This window comes from Chitinophaga pinensis (genome assembly GCF_007896845.1).
Classification (GTDB): Bacteria; Bacteroidota; Bacteroidia; order Chitinophagales; family Chitinophagaceae; genus Chitinophaga; species Chitinophaga pinensis_C.
In genome coordinates, this window is sequence record NZ_VOHS01000004.1 from 126,771 (window position 1) to 144,435 (window position 17,665).

A 17,665-nucleotide genomic window follows, 5' to 3' on the forward strand; every position below is an offset into this window, starting at 1 on the left:
AATTAACTACCAATGTCTTTTCAGAGAATAACAGAGCAGACGTCGCACTACCGTCACCTGGAGAAAATGAGTGTGCAGGAAATCCTCAGCAATATCAATCAGGAAGATAATACCGTACCTCAGGCGATCGCAAAGGTGCAGCCCCAGATAGAAAAACTGGTAACCGTCATCGCTGATAAAATGCTGGCCGGCGGACGCCTGTTTTACCTCGGTGCAGGTACCAGCGGACGTTTAGGCATTGTGGATGCTTCTGAGTGTCCCCCTACTTTTGGTGTACCTCATGGGCTGGTGATCGGATTGATCGCCGGAGGTGATACTGCTATCCGCAGGGCGGTGGAGTTTGCCGAGGATGACCGGGAACAGGGGTGGAAAGACCTGCAGGCACATGATATCACTTCTAAAGACGTAGTGGTAGGCATTGCCGCCAGTGGTACGACCCCATATGTGATCGGAGCATTGAATAAGTGCCGGGAAAACGGTGTGATCACAGGTAGTATCTGCTGTAATCCTGAAGCGCCCTTATCGGCGGCTGCGGATTATCCGGTAGAGGTAGTGGTAGGACCGGAGTTTATTACCGGTAGTACCCGTATGAAGAGCGGTACTGCGCAGAAACTGGTGCTGAATATGATCTCAACGGCTGTGATGATCCAGCTGGGCAGGGTAGAAGATAATAAGATGGTCAATATGCAGCTGAGCAATGATAAACTGGTAGATAGAGGCGTGAAGATGCTGATGGAGAAATTATCGCTGACTGACTATGAAAAGGCAAAAGCGTTGTTGCTGAAAGCCGGTAGTGTCAGAAAGGCGATGGAGGACTATGTATAGTTACGAATTTTTCCAGAAATGCAGCGTTTCTATTTTTTGAATTTTAGGACGAAATTTGTAGAAACGAACATTTCAGCGTTAGAGTGACATGCACGATATAGAACCTTTTTATAACTGGCGGCACCTGTATACAGCCGAGGAAGATGAGTTATCTCCTTTTTACGGAAGGGAGTACAGCGAATTCACTTATAGCAATACTGTATATAATTATTATGTACATCCTCAATGGGATGAGTTTGGTTCCCGGACCCTCTACATGAAGGTGCTGTTTGCCGACTATCAGTTCAACTATGCCATTATTGAGGTATTGGGAGAATGGAATGACGCGATAGAAAATGACATCATGACCCTCAAACGTGATGTCATAGACGTGATGATAGCGAGCAAGATCAACAAATTTATACTGATCACGGAGAATGTGATGAATTTCCATTCTTCTGACGATTGTTATTATGAAGAGTGGTGGGATGATATCCGTGATGAAGGTGGATGGATTGTCTCTCTCAATATGCCGGAGCAGACTAAACAGGAGTTTGTGAAAGCGCATCTGGACAATTACGTTCACCTGCTGGAAGTCGAAAAATGGCGTACTTACCAGCCGCAACATCTGTACACCCTTGTCGATAATACAATGATGCGCCGGCTTGAATAGCCGGCCCGAACAAAGGGTAGCCTTCTTTGTTTAATTTCCATGTATGAGAAACGAATGGGCGCTAACTGTCAGGTTAGCGCCGGTAGATTGTCTGTAACTACGTGAACAAATGCCGGTAGAAACAATCAGCTGGCCCTCAATTGGAAACCAAAAACTGAGAAATATCATTTGGTTTTAATTTTTCCTGCGCTAAATTTGCGCGATATATTCGAATTATTATCATATCATCTTTAAGGAAGCTTAGAATTTAACTTATGAAGTGGTCACAGTTCTTTAATACCTCTATCGGTAAAAAATTATTAGTGGGTGCTACCGGCCTGTTCCTGTGTAGTTTTGTAATCGTGCACCTGGCTGGTAATCTGGCATTACTCAAAAACGATGAAGGTGAGGCTTTTAATACTTATGCCGCATTCATGAGTCACAACGGCCTGATCCAGTTCATCGCCTGGGGATTGAAGATCGTTATTCTTATCCACGCTATTCTTGCTTTTCAACTCACATTCCGTAACAGAGCTGCACGTCCTGTAAAGTACGCTATCAATCCGGGTAACCAGACTTCGTCCTGGTTTAGCCGTCAGATGGCTATTATGGGTAGCATCCTGTTCGTGTTTTTGTGTATTCACCTGAAAGATTTCTGGTGGATGATGCACTACGGTGAAATGATTGAGAAAACTTACCCTGGAGTAACGCATCCGGTAAGAGACCTGTATGAAGCAACGCGTGTCGCTTTCGAACAGGGCTGGCTGGTTGCGGTTTATGTGATCGGTATGGTTGGTTTGTCTTTCCACCTGATCCATGGATTCAAGAGTGCTTTCCAGACTTTCGGTCTGAATCATGTAAAATACAATGGCCTGATCAATTTCGTAGGCGTTTGGTTATTTGGGGTGCTCATTCCAGTTGGTTTTGCCATCATCCCTCTCTGCATTCATTTCAAATTAGTTTAGTAAAGTAAAGTAAGGATATATGTTGAACTCAAAAATTCCTGCCGGTTCATTAGACAAGAAATGGGAAGACTATAAAGGCCATTGTAAGCTGGTAAACCCGGCTAACAAGCGCAACATGGAAGTGATCATAGTGGGTACCGGTCTGGCAGGGGCTTCTGCCGCTGCGTCTCTGGGAGAGTTAGGCTATAAAGTGAAGGCTTTCTGTTTTCAGGATAGTCCACGCCGTGCGCACAGTATTGCTGCGCAGGGTGGTATCAATGCTGCAAAGAATTACCAGAACGACGGTGACTCCGTGTTCCGTCTGTTTTATGATACTGTAAAAGGTGGCGACTACCGTGCCCGCGAAGCAAACGTGCATCGTCTGGCAGAAGTGAGTGGCAATATCATCGACCAATGCGTGGCACAAGGTGTTCCTTTCGCCCGCGAATATGGTGGATTGCTGAGCAACCGCTCTTTCGGTGGTACACAGGTACAGCGTACCTTCTACGCTGCCGGTCAGACCGGTCAGCAGCTGCTGTTAGGCGCCTACTCCGCGCTGGAGCGTCAGGTAGCATTAGGTAACGTGACCATGTACAACCGTCATGAAATGCTGGAAGTGGTAACGATCGATGGTAAGGCACGTGGTATCATTGCACGTGATCTGATCAGCGGTAAACTGGAACGTCACTTCGGTCATGCTGTACTGCTGTGTACAGGTGGTTATGGTAACGTGTTCTACCTGTCCACAAATGCAATGGGATCTAACGTAACGGCTGCATGGAAAGCTACCCGTAAAGGTGCTTACTTCGGTAACCCTTGTTACACACAGATCCACCCGACCTGTATTCCTGTTTCCGGAGATCATCAGTCCAAACTGACCCTGATGTCCGAGTCACTGCGTAACGATGGTCGTATATGGGTGCCTAAAAAACAGAATGACAACCGTAAACCTGCTGATATTCCTGAGGAGGAAAGAGACTACTACCTGGAAAGAAGGTATCCTGCCTTCGGTAACCTTGTACCACGTGACGTGGCATCCCGTGCTGCGAAAGAAAGATGTGATGCCGGTTATGGTGTAGGTAGCTCCAAACAGGCTGTATACCTTGACTACGCTGCTGCGATCGAGCGTTACGGTAAGATCGAAGCTAACAAACGCCAGATGCACAATGCATCTGCCGCTGAAATAACTAAGCTGGGTAAAGAAGTAGTTGCTGAGAAATACGGTAACCTCTTCGATATGTACGCCAAGATCACCGGTGAAAACCCGTATGAAGTTCCAATGCGTATCTATCCTGCAGTACACTATACAATGGGTGGCCTCTGGGTAGATTATGAACTGATGACTTCCATCACAGGTTTGTATGCACTGGGTGAAGCTAACTTCTCTGACCACGGTGCTAACCGTCTGGGTGCTTCTGCACTGATGCAGGGGCTGGCTGATGGTTACTTCGTTATCCCTTACACACTGGGTAACTACCTTGCAGATGATATCAGAACGAAAGCAATCCCGACTGACCACCCTGCTTTTGCTGAAGCAGAGAAGAATGTACAGGATACGATCAATCAGCTGATGAACATCAAGGGTACCAAATCCGTAGACCACTTCCACAAGAAACTGGGTAAGATCATGTGGGATAAATGCGGTATGGCGCGTAACGAGCAGGGCCTGAAAGAAGCAATCGTTGAAATTCAGCAATTGCGTGCAGAGTTCTGGAAAGATGTACGTATCCCTGGTGATGCCAACGAGTTTAACCCTGAACTGGAAAAAGCAGGCCGTGTGGCTGACTTCCTCGAACTGGGTGAACTGATGTGCGTAGATGCTTTAAACCGTCGCGAATCCTGCGGAGGTCACTTCCGTGAAGAATCTCAGACAGAAGATGGTGAAGCAAAACGTGATGACGACAACTTCGCTTACGTAGCTGCATGGGAATACAAAGGACCTAGTCAGTTTGAGCTGCATAAAGAGCCACTTGAGTTCGTAGAATGTAAACCAACTCAACGTAGCTATAAATAATATTCACAACAGTAATAGTCCAATAGATATGGAACATTATAACATGAATCTCACACTTAAAGTGTGGAGACAGAAAAATACAGACGCACAGGGACATTTTGAAAGCTACCAGGTACCTGGTGTTTCTTCTGAAATGTCATTCCTCGAAATGTTTGATGTGCTGAATGAGCGTCTGATCAATGAAGGTAAAGAGCCTATCGCATTCGATCACGACTGTCGTGAGGGTATCTGCGGAGCCTGTTCTATGCACATCAATGGCCGTGCACACGGTCCATGGTCAGGTACTACTACCTGTCAGCTGCATATGCGCGCTTTCAAAGATGGAGATACCATCACTGTTGAGCCATGGAGAGCAGGTGCTTTCCCTGTGGTAAAAGACCTGACGGTTGACAGAGGTGCTTTTGACCGTATCATTTCAGCCGGTGGTTATGTGTCTGTAAATACAGGTAACGCACAGGATGCCAATAATATCCTCGTACCTAAAGATAAAGCGGATCAGGCGTTTGCAGCAGCAGCATGTATTGGTTGTGGTGCCTGCGTAGCAGCTTGTAAGAACTCCTCAGCTATGCTGTTCGTTTCTGCGAAGGTATCCCAGCTGGCATTACTGCCACAGGGTCAGCCAGAAAAGAAAACCAGAGCGCTGAACATGATCGCTCAGATGGACTCAGAAGGTTTTGGTAGCTGTACCAATACCGGCGCCTGTGAAGCGGAATGTCCGAAAGAAATTTCCCTGACAAATATTGCACGTCTGAACCGCGAGTACATTACCGCTGGTTTCACATACGAAAAATAGTAGTTGTCAAGATTGTATTGGTGAATACCATGATCCCCTTCGTTCTTAACGAGGGGGATTTTTTTTGTATATTGTTTATGTTAAAACCCTTCAGCACTCAAATTTTACGTTATGACAGACAACTCCAGGAGAAAATTCCTCCGTGACCTCGGAGGTACAGCCGCCTTGCTGGGCGCCGGTTCATTGGCCGCATTCGGGAAAGAGCAGGTACATCTGCTGAAACCCGACACCCGTATCTCTGCCAACGACAAAATCCGTATCGGATGCATTGGTATGGGCATTATGGGCTTTGGGGATGTGGAAACTGCCCTGAAAGTACCCGGTGTGGAATTTGTAGCCGCCGCTGACCTCTATTCAGGGCATCTTGATAAGGTGAAGGAAGTTTATGGGAAAGATATTTTTACTACCCGTGACTACCGTGAACTGCTCAACAGAAAAGATATTGACGCCGTAATAGTCGCCACACCTGACCATTGGCATGATACCATTTCCATCGATGCTATGGAAAAAGGAAAAGCTGTGTACTGCGAGAAACCAATGGTACAGCAGATCGAAGAAGGGCATAAAGTGATTGCCACACAACAGCGCACAAAGGCCGTTTTTCAGGTAGGTAGCCAGAGGGTGAGCAGTATAGCCCTGCTGGAAGCAAAGAAGCGCTATGAGGCTGGAGAAATAGGTCAGCTGAACGTAGTGGAAGCCCGTATGGACCGTCATGATGCATTAGGCGCGTGGCAGTACTCCATTCCACCGGATGCGACCCCTGCCAACATTGACTTTGACACCTTCCTGAAAGATACCGCCAAAGTGCCTTTCGATCCCGTGCGCTTCTTCCGCTGGCGCAATTATAAGGCGTATGGCACCGGTATCCCCGGCGATCTGTTCGTACACCTTATTTCCGGTCTCCATTTCATCACCGGCTCCCTCGGCCCTGAACGTATCTATGCCAGCGGTAATCTGGTACAGTGGAAAGACGGACGTGACGTGCCGGATGTAGTGGTGGCCATCTTCGATTATCCGGAGACCAAAACCCACCCGGCCTTCCAGATGACATTACGTGTAAACTTCGCCGATGGTGGCGGGGGAGGGGAATTTACCCGCTTTATCGGTACAGAAGGGGTACTCGAACTGGGATGGGATGATTTTAAGATCAAAAAGCATAAGCTGTCGCAGGCTCCCGGCTACGGTGGATGGGATACCTGGAATACCTTTCCAAAGAGCACTCAGGACGCTTATGTGAAGCAATACAATGAGAAATACCCGGCTGACCAGCGTAAACCCGCCCAGCGCTCTGAAAATGCATATGCCGCTCCGCAGGGATATGACTCCCGTAAAGACCATTTTATCAACTTTTTTGAGTCTATGCGGACAGGCAAAACCGTAGTGGAAGATGCTACCTTTGGCTTACGGGCAGCGGGTCCTGCATTGGTCACCAATGAAAGCTATTTCAGTAAAAAAGTGATACACTGGGATGCACAAAAAATGAGAATTGTGTAACAGTATATGTATTACATTCGTAGCCTCAATTTATCACCTATGAGGAAAGCCGCTGCATTTATCATGATGTTGTCAGGCATGGGCCTGTTTGCCTGTAAGGAAAATAAGAAAAGTATGTCAGCCGAAATTAAAACGATAAAACCGCCGGTAGCGGAACAGATAGATACGACAATGACCATTCACGGAGATACCAGAGTAGATAAATACTACTGGATGAATGACCGGAATGACCCCAAAGTCATCAGTTATCTGACAGCGGAGAATGACTATCTCGATACTATTATGGAACCGCATAAAGAGCTGAGAAAGAAGTTGTATGATGAAATGCGGGGCCGTATTATGGAGACAGACGCCAGCGTGCCTTATCTGAAAAACGGTTACTACTATTACAGCCGCTACGAAACAGGCAAAGAATATCCCATCTACTGTCGTAAAAAAGGCAGTCTGGAAGCTACGGAAGAAGTCATCCTGAACGTGAATTTGCTGGCCGCAGGCCATCAGTATTATCAGGTAGGTGCTATCTCTGTCAGTCCGGATGCACTGTGGCTGGCGTATGGTGTAGACACGGTAAGCCGTCGGCAGTACACTATTTACATCAAGAACCTGCAGACGGGCGAAGTACTGGCAGACGCTATTCCGGAAACCTCCGGGAGTGCCGCATGGGCAAGCGATAACAAGACCTTTTTCTATACCATTAAAAACCCGGTTACACTCAGGGAAGAACGCGTTATGCGTCATGTAACGGGAACGGATGTACAGGCTGACAAAGAGATCTTCCATGAGAAAGATGAAACTTTCTATGTGGAAGTACAACGCTCCAAATCCGGCAGGTATATCATGATAGAGAGCAGCAGCACTGTATCAACGGAATACCGCATCCTCGATGCTGCCAGGCCTGACGGCGCTTTCCGTGTTTTCGAACCACGCAAACGTGATCATCTTTATGAGATCGATCATCAGGATGATAAATTCTATATCGTTACCAACTGGGAGGCGGTTAACTTCCGCCTGATGGAATGCGGACTGGAAAAGACCGCCCGGGAGAACTGGAAAGAGGTCATCGCACATCGTGCTGACGTACTGTTACAAGGCATTGAACTGTTCCGTCATCATATGGTGCTCAGCGAACGTAAGAATGGTCTGACGCAACTGCGGGTTATCAACTCACAGACAAAAGAAGACCATTATCTGCAGTTTGAAGAACCGGCATATGTGGCTTCCATTTCTATCAATCCTGAATTTGATACAAAGACGCTCCGTTATTCTTATACCTCCATGCAGACGCCCGTATCTACCTACGACTATGACATGGATACAAAGAAAAACGAGCTGCGTAAAAGACAGGAAGTACTCGGTGGTTACGACCCTAAAAACTACGTGACGGAACGTTTGTATGTTACTGCGAGAGATGGGGTAAAAGTACCGGTATCACTGGTGTATAAAAAAGGATTCGAGAAGAATGGCAAGATGCCCCTGTTGCTGTATGGATATGGTTCTTATGGTTATAGCATAGAGCCGGGTTTCAGCAGCAATCGTCTGAGTCTGCTGGACAGAGGTTTTGCCTATGCAATCGCACATATCAGAGGTGGTGAGGAAATGGGCAGGCAATGGTATGAAGACGGTAAACTGTTTAAGAAAATGAACACGTTCAACGACTTTATTGATTGTGCCGAATACCTCGTAAAAGCGCATTACACAGACAGCTCACATTTGTATGCAATGGGCGGTAGCGCCGGTGGCTTATTGATGGGTGCTATCGTGAATATGCGTCCGGGTCTCTGGAATGGCGTAATTGCTTCGGTTCCTTTTGTAGATGTGATTACGACGATGCTGGATGAGAGTATTCCTTTGACGACAGGCGAGTTTGATGAGTGGGGTAATCCGAAGAAAAAGGATTATTACGACTATATGAAAGCTTATTCTCCTTATGATAATGTAAAGGCACAGGCCTATCCGAATATGCTGGTAACTACAGGGCTGCATGATTCACAGGTGCAGTATTGGGAGCCTGCGAAATGGGTAGCCAAACTGCGTGAGCTGAAAACTGACAATCACCTGCTGCTGATGCATACCAATATGGAGGCCGGTCATGGTGGTGCTTCCGGTCGTTTTAAAGCATTGGAAGATGTTGCATTGCAATATGCGTTCCTGTTGGATCTGGAAGGAAAATAAGGTAAGTGTAATTAAGCATTAAGCATTATAAGAAAGAGCGTCTCACCAAAGGTGGACGCTCTTTCTTATAAGGTAGTTTGCAGGGCGCTATGGCGCTATGTATTCTGTTTTAACCGTCTCTCCCAGAAAGATCTCCGTCTGTTTCTCAAAGATCACCGGATCATCTGTAGTGAAATATTTCCGTCCGCCGTTTTTACTGAGACGTACTTCCATTTCAGGATGACGATGCAGATAGTCTTTGAGGCCATGAGCTACGATTTTGCCTTGTGAGAGTAAGGTAATACCACCCGGCAGAAACTGTCTGATCTTTTTTGTGAGAATAGGGTAGTGAGTGCAGGCCAGTACCAATGTATCAATATCTGGTGCATCGGTCAGGATCTGGTCGAGGTATTTTTTGACAAAGTAGTCAGCACCCTCATTGTCAGCTTCCCCGTTTTCTATGATGGGTACCCACATCGGACAGGCCAGCTGGTGTACTTTTACATGCGGAAAGAACTTGTTGATCTCTATCGGGTAGGACTCAGAAGCGACCGTGCCTTTTGTGGCAAGAATACCTACTTCACCGCTTTGTGTGAGGGTACCGACCATTTCTGTGGTTGGTCTGATCACACCCAATACACGGCGATCAGGTGCTATACGCGGCAGATCCTTTTGCTGGATCGTACGCAGGGCACGTGCAGAAGCCGTATTACAGGCCAATATCACAAGTGGGCAACCCATGTCAAACAGGTGCTGTACACATTGCAGCGTATACGTATGAATCGTATCAAAGCCACGGTTTCCGTAGGGAGCACGTGCATTGTCGCCAAAGTAGATATAGTCGTATTGCGGCAGTGTGGCCACAATCTCTTTGAGTACGGTCAGTCCGCCGTAGCCTGAATCAAACACACCTATCGGTCCTGTCATTGATCATCCTTTTTTTTCATGAGGCCCTGACCGGTCAGGTCATAGATTTCCTGAATATTATGCAGGATACCTTCGAAGTCAATTTTCAGATCGATCAGGTTACCGGTATAGAGGTCGTATACCCAGCCATGTACAACAGGATAGCCTTTACCAACATAAGATTGTTGTACTGCAGCGGTTTTGATCACATTGATACACTGCTCCTGTACGTTCAGTTCTACCAGTCTGTTGAAGCGCGCGTTTGGTTCTTCAATAGCGTCCAGTTCCTGACGGTGGAGGCGGTATACATCACGGATGTTGCGGAGCCATGGGTTTAGAATACCCAGGTCGGCTGACTGCATCGCAGCTTTTACGCCGCCGCAGTTGTAGTGACCACAGACAACGATGTGTTTTACACTGAGATGGCGTACCGCGTAATTGATTACGGACATCACATTGAGGTCCACGCTGTTAACGAGATTGGCAATGTTGCGGTGCACGAATACTTCTCCGGCGTCCAGCCCGAGGATCTCATTGGTAGGTACGCGGCTGTCGCTGCAACCAATGTAGAGGTAATCCGGGTTCTGTTCCTTTGCCAGCTTTTCAAAAAAGCCTTGTCTCCGGCAGTCTTATTGGCTACCCAGAGACGGTTATTCTCGAAGATTTCATCGTAACTGGTCATGACGTATGTAGTTTAAGTTAAGGTTATCCGATTCGTATAATATTCCCTGATAGGAAGGTAAAGATAAGTAAAGCGGTCATAACTGTTTCAACAGTCGTAGCCTGTAGGCATTCATAGCGCTCTGACCCAGTTTGTCAGTCAGCCGGTGATTCACATAAGCGCCCACTGCTGCGCCGATTACCGGCATGAGTTGCAGTAATTTGGCTATATCCAGATAGTCCCGGTATTGCTGCTGGAAGTTGCGCCAGTCAAAGGCATTAATATCTTCCGGCAGGTCCCGGCTGTAATTGTCCCAGTCAGCAATGACGGGATAGAGTTTATTACGGAAATCCTGTGTGGAAAAGGTGATGAAAAAGATGTGGAGGATGAAAAGCCGCTCTTTATAGTCGTCGGTGTTGTAGCCATAGAGGGCGGCAAGATCAAACAGCATTTTCATTTTGATAGTCAGAAAAAGGGGAAAATCGGCCAGTCCGAGTAGAATACCGCCAGCTCCGGTCAGGGCTCCTTCGGTGGCGGCGGTTGTTTTGTAAAATTCGATTCTGGATCGGATCCGGCTCTCCCGGACGGCCAGGTCATGCTCGTAGACCGGCGCAGGACTGGTAAAGCCGGCGCCCGAGATCACTCCTCTGGTCATCTGTTTGATGGCAGTGGTCATGGCCCGGTGCACTTTCTCAGGAATGACCTTGTTGATCTTTTTCTGAACCCCGCGGGTGAGCCTGCCAGGCAGGCTGATGCCGCGCTGCATGGCCTTCTGCCATGTTCTCAGGTCCTTATTGACCTGTTGCATATAAACGTCCATAGAGAGATTATTACAAAGAATAAACCACAAAACAGGAAAACCCGGAACATTTAGTAACTTTGCGCCTTAAATTTCTTTAGCCAGCATGATCAGTGTTAAAAACGTATCGCTTTCTTTCGGAAAAAGGGTGTTGTTTGATGAAGTTAACCTCAATTTCACCAAAGGTAACTGTTATGGCGTGATAGGCGCTAACGGAGCAGGTAAATCCACTTTTCTCAAGATATTATCCGGCGAGATCGACGCAACCAAAGGTACCGTTGAGATCACCCCGGGTGAACGTATGAGTGTTCTGAAGCAGAACCACTTCGAATTTGATGAGGTTACCGTACTGAACACAGTACTGATGGGTAACAAGAAGCTGTGGGAAATCGCACACGAAAGAGATGCGATCTATGCCAAAGCTGATTTTACCGAAGAGGATGGTATGCGTGCCGGTGAGCTCGAAGCTGAGTATGGTGAAATGGGCGGTTACACCGCAGAAAGTGATGCAGGGGTACTGCTGGGCGATCTGGGTGTAAAAGAAGATGTACATAGTCTCCTGATGAAGGATCTGAGTGGTAACCTGAAAGTGCGTGTGCTCCTGGCGCAGGCCCTGTTCGGTAACCCTGATATATTGCTGTTGGATGAGCCTACCAACCACCTTGACGTAGAAACAATCGGTTGGTTGGAGAACTTCCTTGCTGATTATGAGAACATTGTGATAGTAGTATCGCATGACCGTCACTTCCTGGATGCTGTTTGTACACACGTAGCTGACGTTGACCGCGCTAAGATCCAGATCTTCTCCGGTAACTATAGCTTCTGGTATGAGTCTTCTCAGCTGATGGCCCGTCAGATCGCAGATAAGAACAAGAAAATGGAAGATAAACGTAAGGACCTGATGGACTTCATTGCCCGATTCAGTGCCAACGCTTCCAAAAGTAAACAGGCTACTTCCCGTAAAAAGGCTTTGGAAAAACTGGTTATCGAAGATATCCAGCCTTCCAACCGTAAATACCCTGGTATCATCTTCAAGCAACAGCGTGAAGTAGGTAACCAGATCCTGAATGTGGAAAAACTGGAGAAATCCATCGAAGGTAATACCCTGTTCAGCAATGTGACCTTCACCGTGAACAAAGGTGACAAGATCGCGTTCCTTGCCAAGGAACACCTTGCATTGACCACCTTCTTCGAAATCATCAATGGTGAAACTCCAGCTGATGGCGGTAAATATGAGTGGGGTACAACCGTTACTTCTGCTTACCTGCCAAACGATAACGCGGAATTCTTTAAAGATCCATCCCTGAACCTGATGGACTGGTTACGCCAGTTCGTGCCACCACACGTTACCGATGTGGATGAGCCGTTCCTGCGTGGCTTCCTTGGTAAAATGCTGTTCAGCGGTGATGAGATCATGAAGAAAACCAGCGTGTTGAGTGGTGGTGAGAAAGTACGTTGTATGACCAGCCGTATGATGCTGCAGGATCCTAACGTAGTTGTGCTGGACGAACCAACCAACCACCTTGATCTGGAATCCATCCAGTCTTTCAACGAAAGTATGATAAACTTCAAGGGTATCGTACTGTTCACTACCCATGACCATACCTTCATGCAGTCAGTAGCTAACCGTATCATTGAGATCACTCCTAAAGGTATCATTGACAGACTGATGAGCTTTGACGAGTATCTGGCAGATGACAGAGTAAAAGCACTGAGAGAAGAGATGTATGGTGAGCGTGTAGCGATTTCTTAATCAACGATTCAGAAAGCATACAAGTTATAAATCAGACGGGTTACAAAGGATGGATAGTCTTTTGTAACCCGTTGTGTTTCAGGAAATATTATAAGTTATCCACAAAAAAACGGTTACAGCGGAATCATTCCATTGTAACCGTTTTTTTTTCGGAAGAGGGCTCCCGGTGTATATCAAGTAGTTAAGACAAATAATCTTTTATCTGCTGCATCTTCACTGAATCGAGGGGCTTCGTAATGTATGCCTTCAGTTCGGGGGTACGTTTTACCTTTTGCATATCGCGCATATCGATAGAAGAAGAACACATGATGATCGGAATCTGTTGACTCAGACTGGATTTGATATCGCGGTAGGCTTCGATGAAGTCCCAGCCGTTCATGCGTTGCATGTTCATATCCAGTATGATCAGTGATGGCAGGCGTTGGTTGTCAGGTTGTTGTAAACGCGCCAGTGCATCTTCCGCACAAAGGAAGGATGTCACCTTGAGTTGATCGTCCTGTTGTTCGAACAGCTTTTTTAGAATGAAATGGAATATTTCATCGTCGTCAACAACATACACCTGTTTAGTGTTTTCCGCCATAAATACCTGATTTTGCGCAGTTAGTATTCTAACAATCTTCTAATAACGTTAGGGGCAACATTGTATGCAAGCTGATGTAATCCCCGGTTTTCACATGATACAATCGGATGCAAATAAACAATAATTAATTATGATTTTATATATGAATGTGGGGCAATAACTAATTGTTAACAAATTTGGAAAAGTAGGGGCGTTAAGGTTGTGTTTGCTAAGGAGTCCTCATGAACAGGTAAAAAAAATCCCGGATGTCTGTTTCCATATAGGAAAATGACATCCGGGACGTATATATGAGCAATGACTATTAGAAAAGTCCGCCTTTCTTCAGCGTTACTTTACCGGAACCAATTTTATAACCATCATGATAGATTTCAACAGCGTAATCGCCCGGTTTGAAATCTGAATTCTGTTTCCAGTCCATAGATACCGCTTGTTTCTGACCGGTAGCATAGTTTACTGTTTTCTTGGCAGTGTATAATTTTTCAGTGCCATCTTCCAGTGTAAATCTGCCGGAACCCAGTGCTTCAACAGCCAGTGGGGAACCATCAGGTGAAGTGATGGAAACGTACAGTTCTTTATCGCCGGTTGGAGCGATTCTGTTTTCGTCCAGATCAAAAGTTACGCGCATCATATCAGCACGTTTAGCCTTGGTCGTTTCAACTTCTTTACCGTTCTTTTTCAGATTGATCGGCAGCAGGTGAATGTTAGATGCATGTAATACGGAACCGAGGTTAACCTTTTTGTCAAGGCTGTCTCTCTGTGTAGTTACTACGTCTCTTTCTTTACGGGCGTTGTCACGTTCGCCGGTCAGTACGATTTTCTCGCCTTCCAGACGTTCGATTGTTTCCGTATAGCCTTCGATGTTTCCTTTCAGAGTTTCGATCAGGCGACGCGCTTCAGCCAGTTCTTTTGCAGTAGCGTTTTTGTTGGACAGAATACCCTGAATCCTGGATTTCATGTCCGCAATTTCCTTATCTTTTGTTTTTACAAGGCTATCCATGCGGCTGTTCTGGGAGATCAGATCATCCAGACGTGCATTTGCAGCATTATATTCCTGTTGTAAGGCATCTCTTGATGTAGAGATGGAATCTATCTGTGTTGCCTGTTGAGCAATTTGATCGGTAGTTTTATTTTTGTCATACAACATATAGATCCAGGTACCGGCCAATGCTGCAATCAAAATACCATATATCAGACCATTACGGCTTCTAGGTTTTTCAGGTCCAGGGGATCCTGCCGCAGGCTTGTTAAAAGTGTTCTCAGTCATAGTCGTTTTTGTGTTTTATAGTTAATTGTTATATGGTTAAATCTTGTTATGCAAATGTAATTGTTAAAAATACTTTATTACAAAAAAATATAAACCGTACAAAATAGTGTTACCGAATATATCTTTAGATCAGTTATTGTTACTTGATATTGAGACAACTCCAGCTGTAGCGACTTTCAATAATTTACCTGACAATATGCAATCGCTCTGGACGGACAAAATTGCAAAAACTTTGCCAGAATCAGGGGACGCAACAGAAGCATACGCAGAACGGGCCGGGATCTATGCCGAATTCGGCAAAATTGTTTGTATTTCAGCAGGTTTCTTTTATGTGGAAAACGGTCGTTATCAGCTACGTATCAAATCATTCTATGGTGACGATGAAAAAGTTTTATTAAACAGTTTTTTAGAATTGGTAAATAAATTTCATACGAAGTTTCCACGATTCCAATTTGCAGGTCACAACATCAAAGAATTTGATATTCCTTTTATTTGCAGGCGATCTGTTATTCATCAGCTATCTTTGCCGCTGCCTTTGCAGATACACGGCTTCAAACCATGGGAGCTACCCATGCTGGATACCATGCAGTTATGGCGTTTCGGAGATTTTAAGAACTATACTTCCCTGAAACTATTGACGGCAATAATGGGTATTCCGACGCCAAAAGATGATATTGATGGTAGCATGGTAGGCAAGGTATACTGGCAGGATCATGATCTGGAAAGAATAGCCAGTTATTGCCAGAAAGACGTGGTAGCGGTAGGGCAGCTGCTGATGCGCTTCAAGGGGGTGCCCCTGCTGGAAGCAGATGATGTGGTATATTCAAAATAACAAAGCATGGAATATCAGGATATTATAAAAGACTGGAAGCAAAAGAAGTTCCGCCCCCTGTACTGGCTGGAAGGTGAAGAAGATTTCTTCATCGATCAGGTTAGCAACTATGCCGAACATCACCTGCTGGACGAAGCGGAAAGAGGGTTTAACCTGACGGTGCTTTATGGTAAAGACACGGACTGGAGCACGGTGATCAACGCCTGCCGCCGTTATCCGATGTTTGCCGAAAGACAGGTCGTGGTATTGAAAGAGGCCCAGTCTATGAAAGATATCCTGAAACTGGAGGCGTATATCGATAATCCGCTGGCTTCTACTGTTTTCGTAGTGGCTCATAAGCAGGGTAAGATCGATGGTCGCAGCAAGATGGCTAAACTGATCAAGGAAAAAGGCGTTTTGCTGAGTACCAAGAAGATGTATGACAATCAGTTGCCTGCATGGGTAGACGCTTTTGTCAGCAGTCTGGGAAGGGCTATTTCACAGAAAGCAGGCATCCTGCTGGTAGATCATATCGGCAATGACCTGTCAAGAATGGCCAATGAAATTGAGAAACTGCTGGTCAACCTGCCTCCGGATAAGAAAATAGATGAGAATGATATCGAGAAATATGTCGGTATCAGTAAAGAATACAATGTGTTCGAGTTGCAGAATGCCCTCGGACAGAAAGACATCTCCAAAGTAATGCGCATCATCGGTTACTTTGCAGCTAATCCCAAAGCGGGTCCGATCCAGATGGTACTGCCGGCCCTCTATAACTTCTTTAGTAAAATGAGTATGGTGTTTGGCGTAAAAGGGGGAGAAAAGGAGATTGCAGCCGCCATAGGTGTACATCCTTTCTTTGTCAAGGACTATGTCAGCGCGGCCCGTCAATACGGTCTGGAAGGTACAGAAAAGGCCATTCTGCTGCTGCATACCTATAACCTCCGCAGCATTGGTATCAATGACAGCGGGGTAGAAGACGGTGAACTGATGAAGGAATTAGTATATAAACTGATGTATTGATCAGGATGCCAGCACTGTTCTGGCTTCCTGACTATCCTTATGCATCTGGGCGACCAGTGCATCAATATTGTCAAATTTCTGGTTAGCCCTGATATAGCTGATCAGCTCTACTCTCAATACCTTGTCGTAAATCTCCTTACTAAAATCAAAGATATGTGCCTCTACCCGAAGGTCTGATCCGTTAAAGGTTGGACGGGTGCCTATGCTCATTACCCCGTTCAAAGGGGTACTTTGTCTGTCCAGATACACCCTGATGGCATAAATACCTTCTACCGGTATGAGTTTTCGGGGATCTGACACGGCTATATTGGCTGTAGGAAATCCCAGCTGACGGCCCATCTTATCGCCATGGATCACTTTTCCTTCTACAAAGTAAGGATAACCTAAGAGCTCATTGGCCAGCTGAATATTGCCTTCCTGCAGACTTTTACGGATTTTGGTAGAGCTCACGGAGAGATCGTGTACGACCTGCTGTGGGATTTCCACCAGCTGAAACCCATATCTGTTCTGTTCCGCTTCCAGTAGTTCGAGTCCGCCTTCCCGGTTATGTCCGAAACGATGGTCGTAACCAATGATGATGGTATGTGGGTTGAACTTTTCGATCAGGAATTCCTCCAGATAAGCCTGAGCGGAGAGTTCGGAGAATGCGCGGGTAAAAGGAACAATCACCAGATGGTCAATCCCTTCTTTGGTGAGCAATTCGATCTTTTCATCCAGTGTGGTCAGCAGTTTTACCGGCGGCCCACCGGGTTGCAGTACTTCCCGTGGATGCGGATCGAAAGTGATAATCACAGTCTCCCCGTCACAGGCCGCTGCTGTTTCCTGTAATTGCTGTATAATATAACGATGGCCGCTGTGTACGCCGTCGAAAGTTCCGATAGTAATAACCGCCTGCCTCAAAGCTGGCAAATGGGTGAGGTCCCTGTGTATCCGCATAAAATGCCTGTAAACGATCAAAATCCTATGCAAATTACAACATTTAGATATCAGATAAGTGGCTAATCAGTTACTTTTGC

At 46.1% G+C, this 17,665-nt stretch carries 16 protein-coding genes; 10 read left to right on the forward strand and 6 right to left on the reverse strand.

All coding sequences use genetic code 11. The annotated features are described in order from the left end of the window. Positions 1 to 12 precede the first annotated feature (12 nt). The 7 genes from murQ to FEF09_RS05515 all read left to right on the forward strand — a co-directional run bounded on the left by murQ (position 13) and on the right by FEF09_RS05515 (position 8,873). Positions 13 to 825 carry an N-acetylmuramic acid 6-phosphate etherase gene (gene murQ / locus FEF09_RS05485; RefSeq protein WP_146304180.1) on the forward strand — a complete coding sequence of 271 codons (813 nt, stop codon included), beginning with the start codon at positions 13 to 15 and terminating at the stop codon, positions 823 to 825. Positions 826 to 913: 88 nt separating this feature from the next. Continuing rightward, positions 914 to 1,477, forward strand: coding sequence for a hypothetical protein (locus FEF09_RS05490; RefSeq protein ID WP_146304181.1), 564 nt, complete (start codon positions 914 to 916; stop codon positions 1,475 to 1,477). Positions 1,478 to 1,731: 254 nt separating this feature from the next. Further along, entirely contained in the window at positions 1,732 to 2,421 is a 690-nt protein-coding gene (locus FEF09_RS05495) for a succinate dehydrogenase cytochrome b subunit (RefSeq protein ID WP_146304182.1), read from the forward strand. Between the two features lie 19 nt (positions 2,422 to 2,440). After that, a complete protein-coding gene (locus FEF09_RS05500; RefSeq protein WP_146304183.1) occupies positions 2,441 to 4,414 on the forward strand; it encodes a fumarate reductase/succinate dehydrogenase flavoprotein subunit in 1,974 nt (657 codons plus the stop codon). Between the two features lie 28 nt (positions 4,415 to 4,442). Then, on the forward strand, positions 4,443 to 5,207 hold the full coding sequence (locus FEF09_RS05505; RefSeq protein WP_146304184.1) for a succinate dehydrogenase/fumarate reductase iron-sulfur subunit: 765 nt from the start codon (positions 4,443 to 4,445) through the stop codon (positions 5,205 to 5,207). Between the two features lie 111 nt (positions 5,208 to 5,318). Beyond that, positions 5,319 to 6,701: a Gfo/Idh/MocA family protein gene (locus tag FEF09_RS05510; RefSeq protein ID WP_146304185.1), complete on the forward strand. Its 1,383-nt coding sequence runs from the start codon at positions 5,319 to 5,321 to the stop codon at positions 6,699 to 6,701. 39 nt (positions 6,702 to 6,740) lie between these two features. Beyond that, on the forward strand, positions 6,741 to 8,873 hold the full coding sequence (locus FEF09_RS05515) for a S9 family peptidase (RefSeq protein ID WP_261387348.1): 2,133 nt from the start codon (positions 6,741 to 6,743) through the stop codon (positions 8,871 to 8,873). Between the two features lie 87 nt (positions 8,874 to 8,960). Here FEF09_RS05515 and murI read toward each other — a convergent pair whose 3' ends face one another. From murI to FEF09_RS05530, 3 genes are all read right to left on the reverse strand, one after another. After that, positions 8,961 to 9,779: a glutamate racemase gene (murI, locus tag FEF09_RS05520; RefSeq protein WP_089816233.1), complete on the reverse strand. Its 819-nt coding sequence runs from the start codon at positions 9,777 to 9,779 to the stop codon at positions 8,961 to 8,963. After that, positions 9,776 to 10,357: a carbonic anhydrase gene (locus FEF09_RS05525; protein WP_315898147.1), complete on the reverse strand. Its 582-nt coding sequence runs from the start codon at positions 10,355 to 10,357 to the stop codon at positions 9,776 to 9,778. Before FEF09_RS05525 ends, murI begins: the two co-directional genes overlap by 4 nt. Positions 10,358 to 10,516: 159 nt before the next feature. Then, positions 10,517 to 11,239, reverse strand: coding sequence for an EcsC family protein (locus tag FEF09_RS05530; protein ID WP_146304187.1), 723 nt, complete (start codon positions 11,237 to 11,239; stop codon positions 10,517 to 10,519). Between the two features lie 85 nt (positions 11,240 to 11,324). Between FEF09_RS05530 and FEF09_RS05535 the strand changes: the two genes are divergently transcribed. Further along, positions 11,325 to 12,971, forward strand: coding sequence for an ABC-F family ATP-binding cassette domain-containing protein (locus tag FEF09_RS05535; RefSeq protein WP_146304188.1), 1,647 nt, complete (start codon positions 11,325 to 11,327; stop codon positions 12,969 to 12,971). A gap of 181 nt (positions 12,972 to 13,152) precedes the next feature. Here FEF09_RS05535 and FEF09_RS05540 read toward each other — a convergent pair whose 3' ends face one another. Further along, positions 13,153 to 13,551: a response regulator gene (locus FEF09_RS05540; RefSeq protein ID WP_012794094.1), complete on the reverse strand. Its 399-nt coding sequence runs from the start codon at positions 13,549 to 13,551 to the stop codon at positions 13,153 to 13,155. Positions 13,552 to 13,852: 301 nt separating this feature from the next. After that, positions 13,853 to 14,815, reverse strand: a complete 963-nt coding sequence (locus FEF09_RS05545) for a hypothetical protein (protein WP_146304189.1) — start codon at positions 14,813 to 14,815, stop codon at positions 13,853 to 13,855. A gap of 232 nt (positions 14,816 to 15,047) precedes the next feature. Between FEF09_RS05545 and FEF09_RS05550 the strand changes: the two genes are divergently transcribed. Together FEF09_RS05550 and holA are read left to right on the forward strand one after the other, a co-directional pair. After that, entirely contained in the window at positions 15,048 to 15,647 is a 600-nt protein-coding gene (locus FEF09_RS05550) for a ribonuclease H-like domain-containing protein (RefSeq protein ID WP_261387349.1), read from the forward strand. A gap of 6 nt (positions 15,648 to 15,653) precedes the next feature. After that, the gene (holA, locus tag FEF09_RS05555) at positions 15,654 to 16,649 is read left to right on the forward strand and encodes a DNA polymerase III subunit delta (protein ID WP_146304191.1); all 996 of its coding nucleotides are present in this window, start codon (positions 15,654 to 15,656) and stop codon (positions 16,647 to 16,649) included. Here the strand turns inward: holA and FEF09_RS05560 are convergent, their stop codons facing one another. Further along, a complete protein-coding gene (locus tag FEF09_RS05560) occupies positions 16,650 to 17,585 on the reverse strand; it encodes a bifunctional riboflavin kinase/FAD synthetase (protein ID WP_146304192.1) in 936 nt (311 codons plus the stop codon). It abuts the gene before it with no gap. Positions 17,586 to 17,665: the final 80 nt, after the last annotated feature.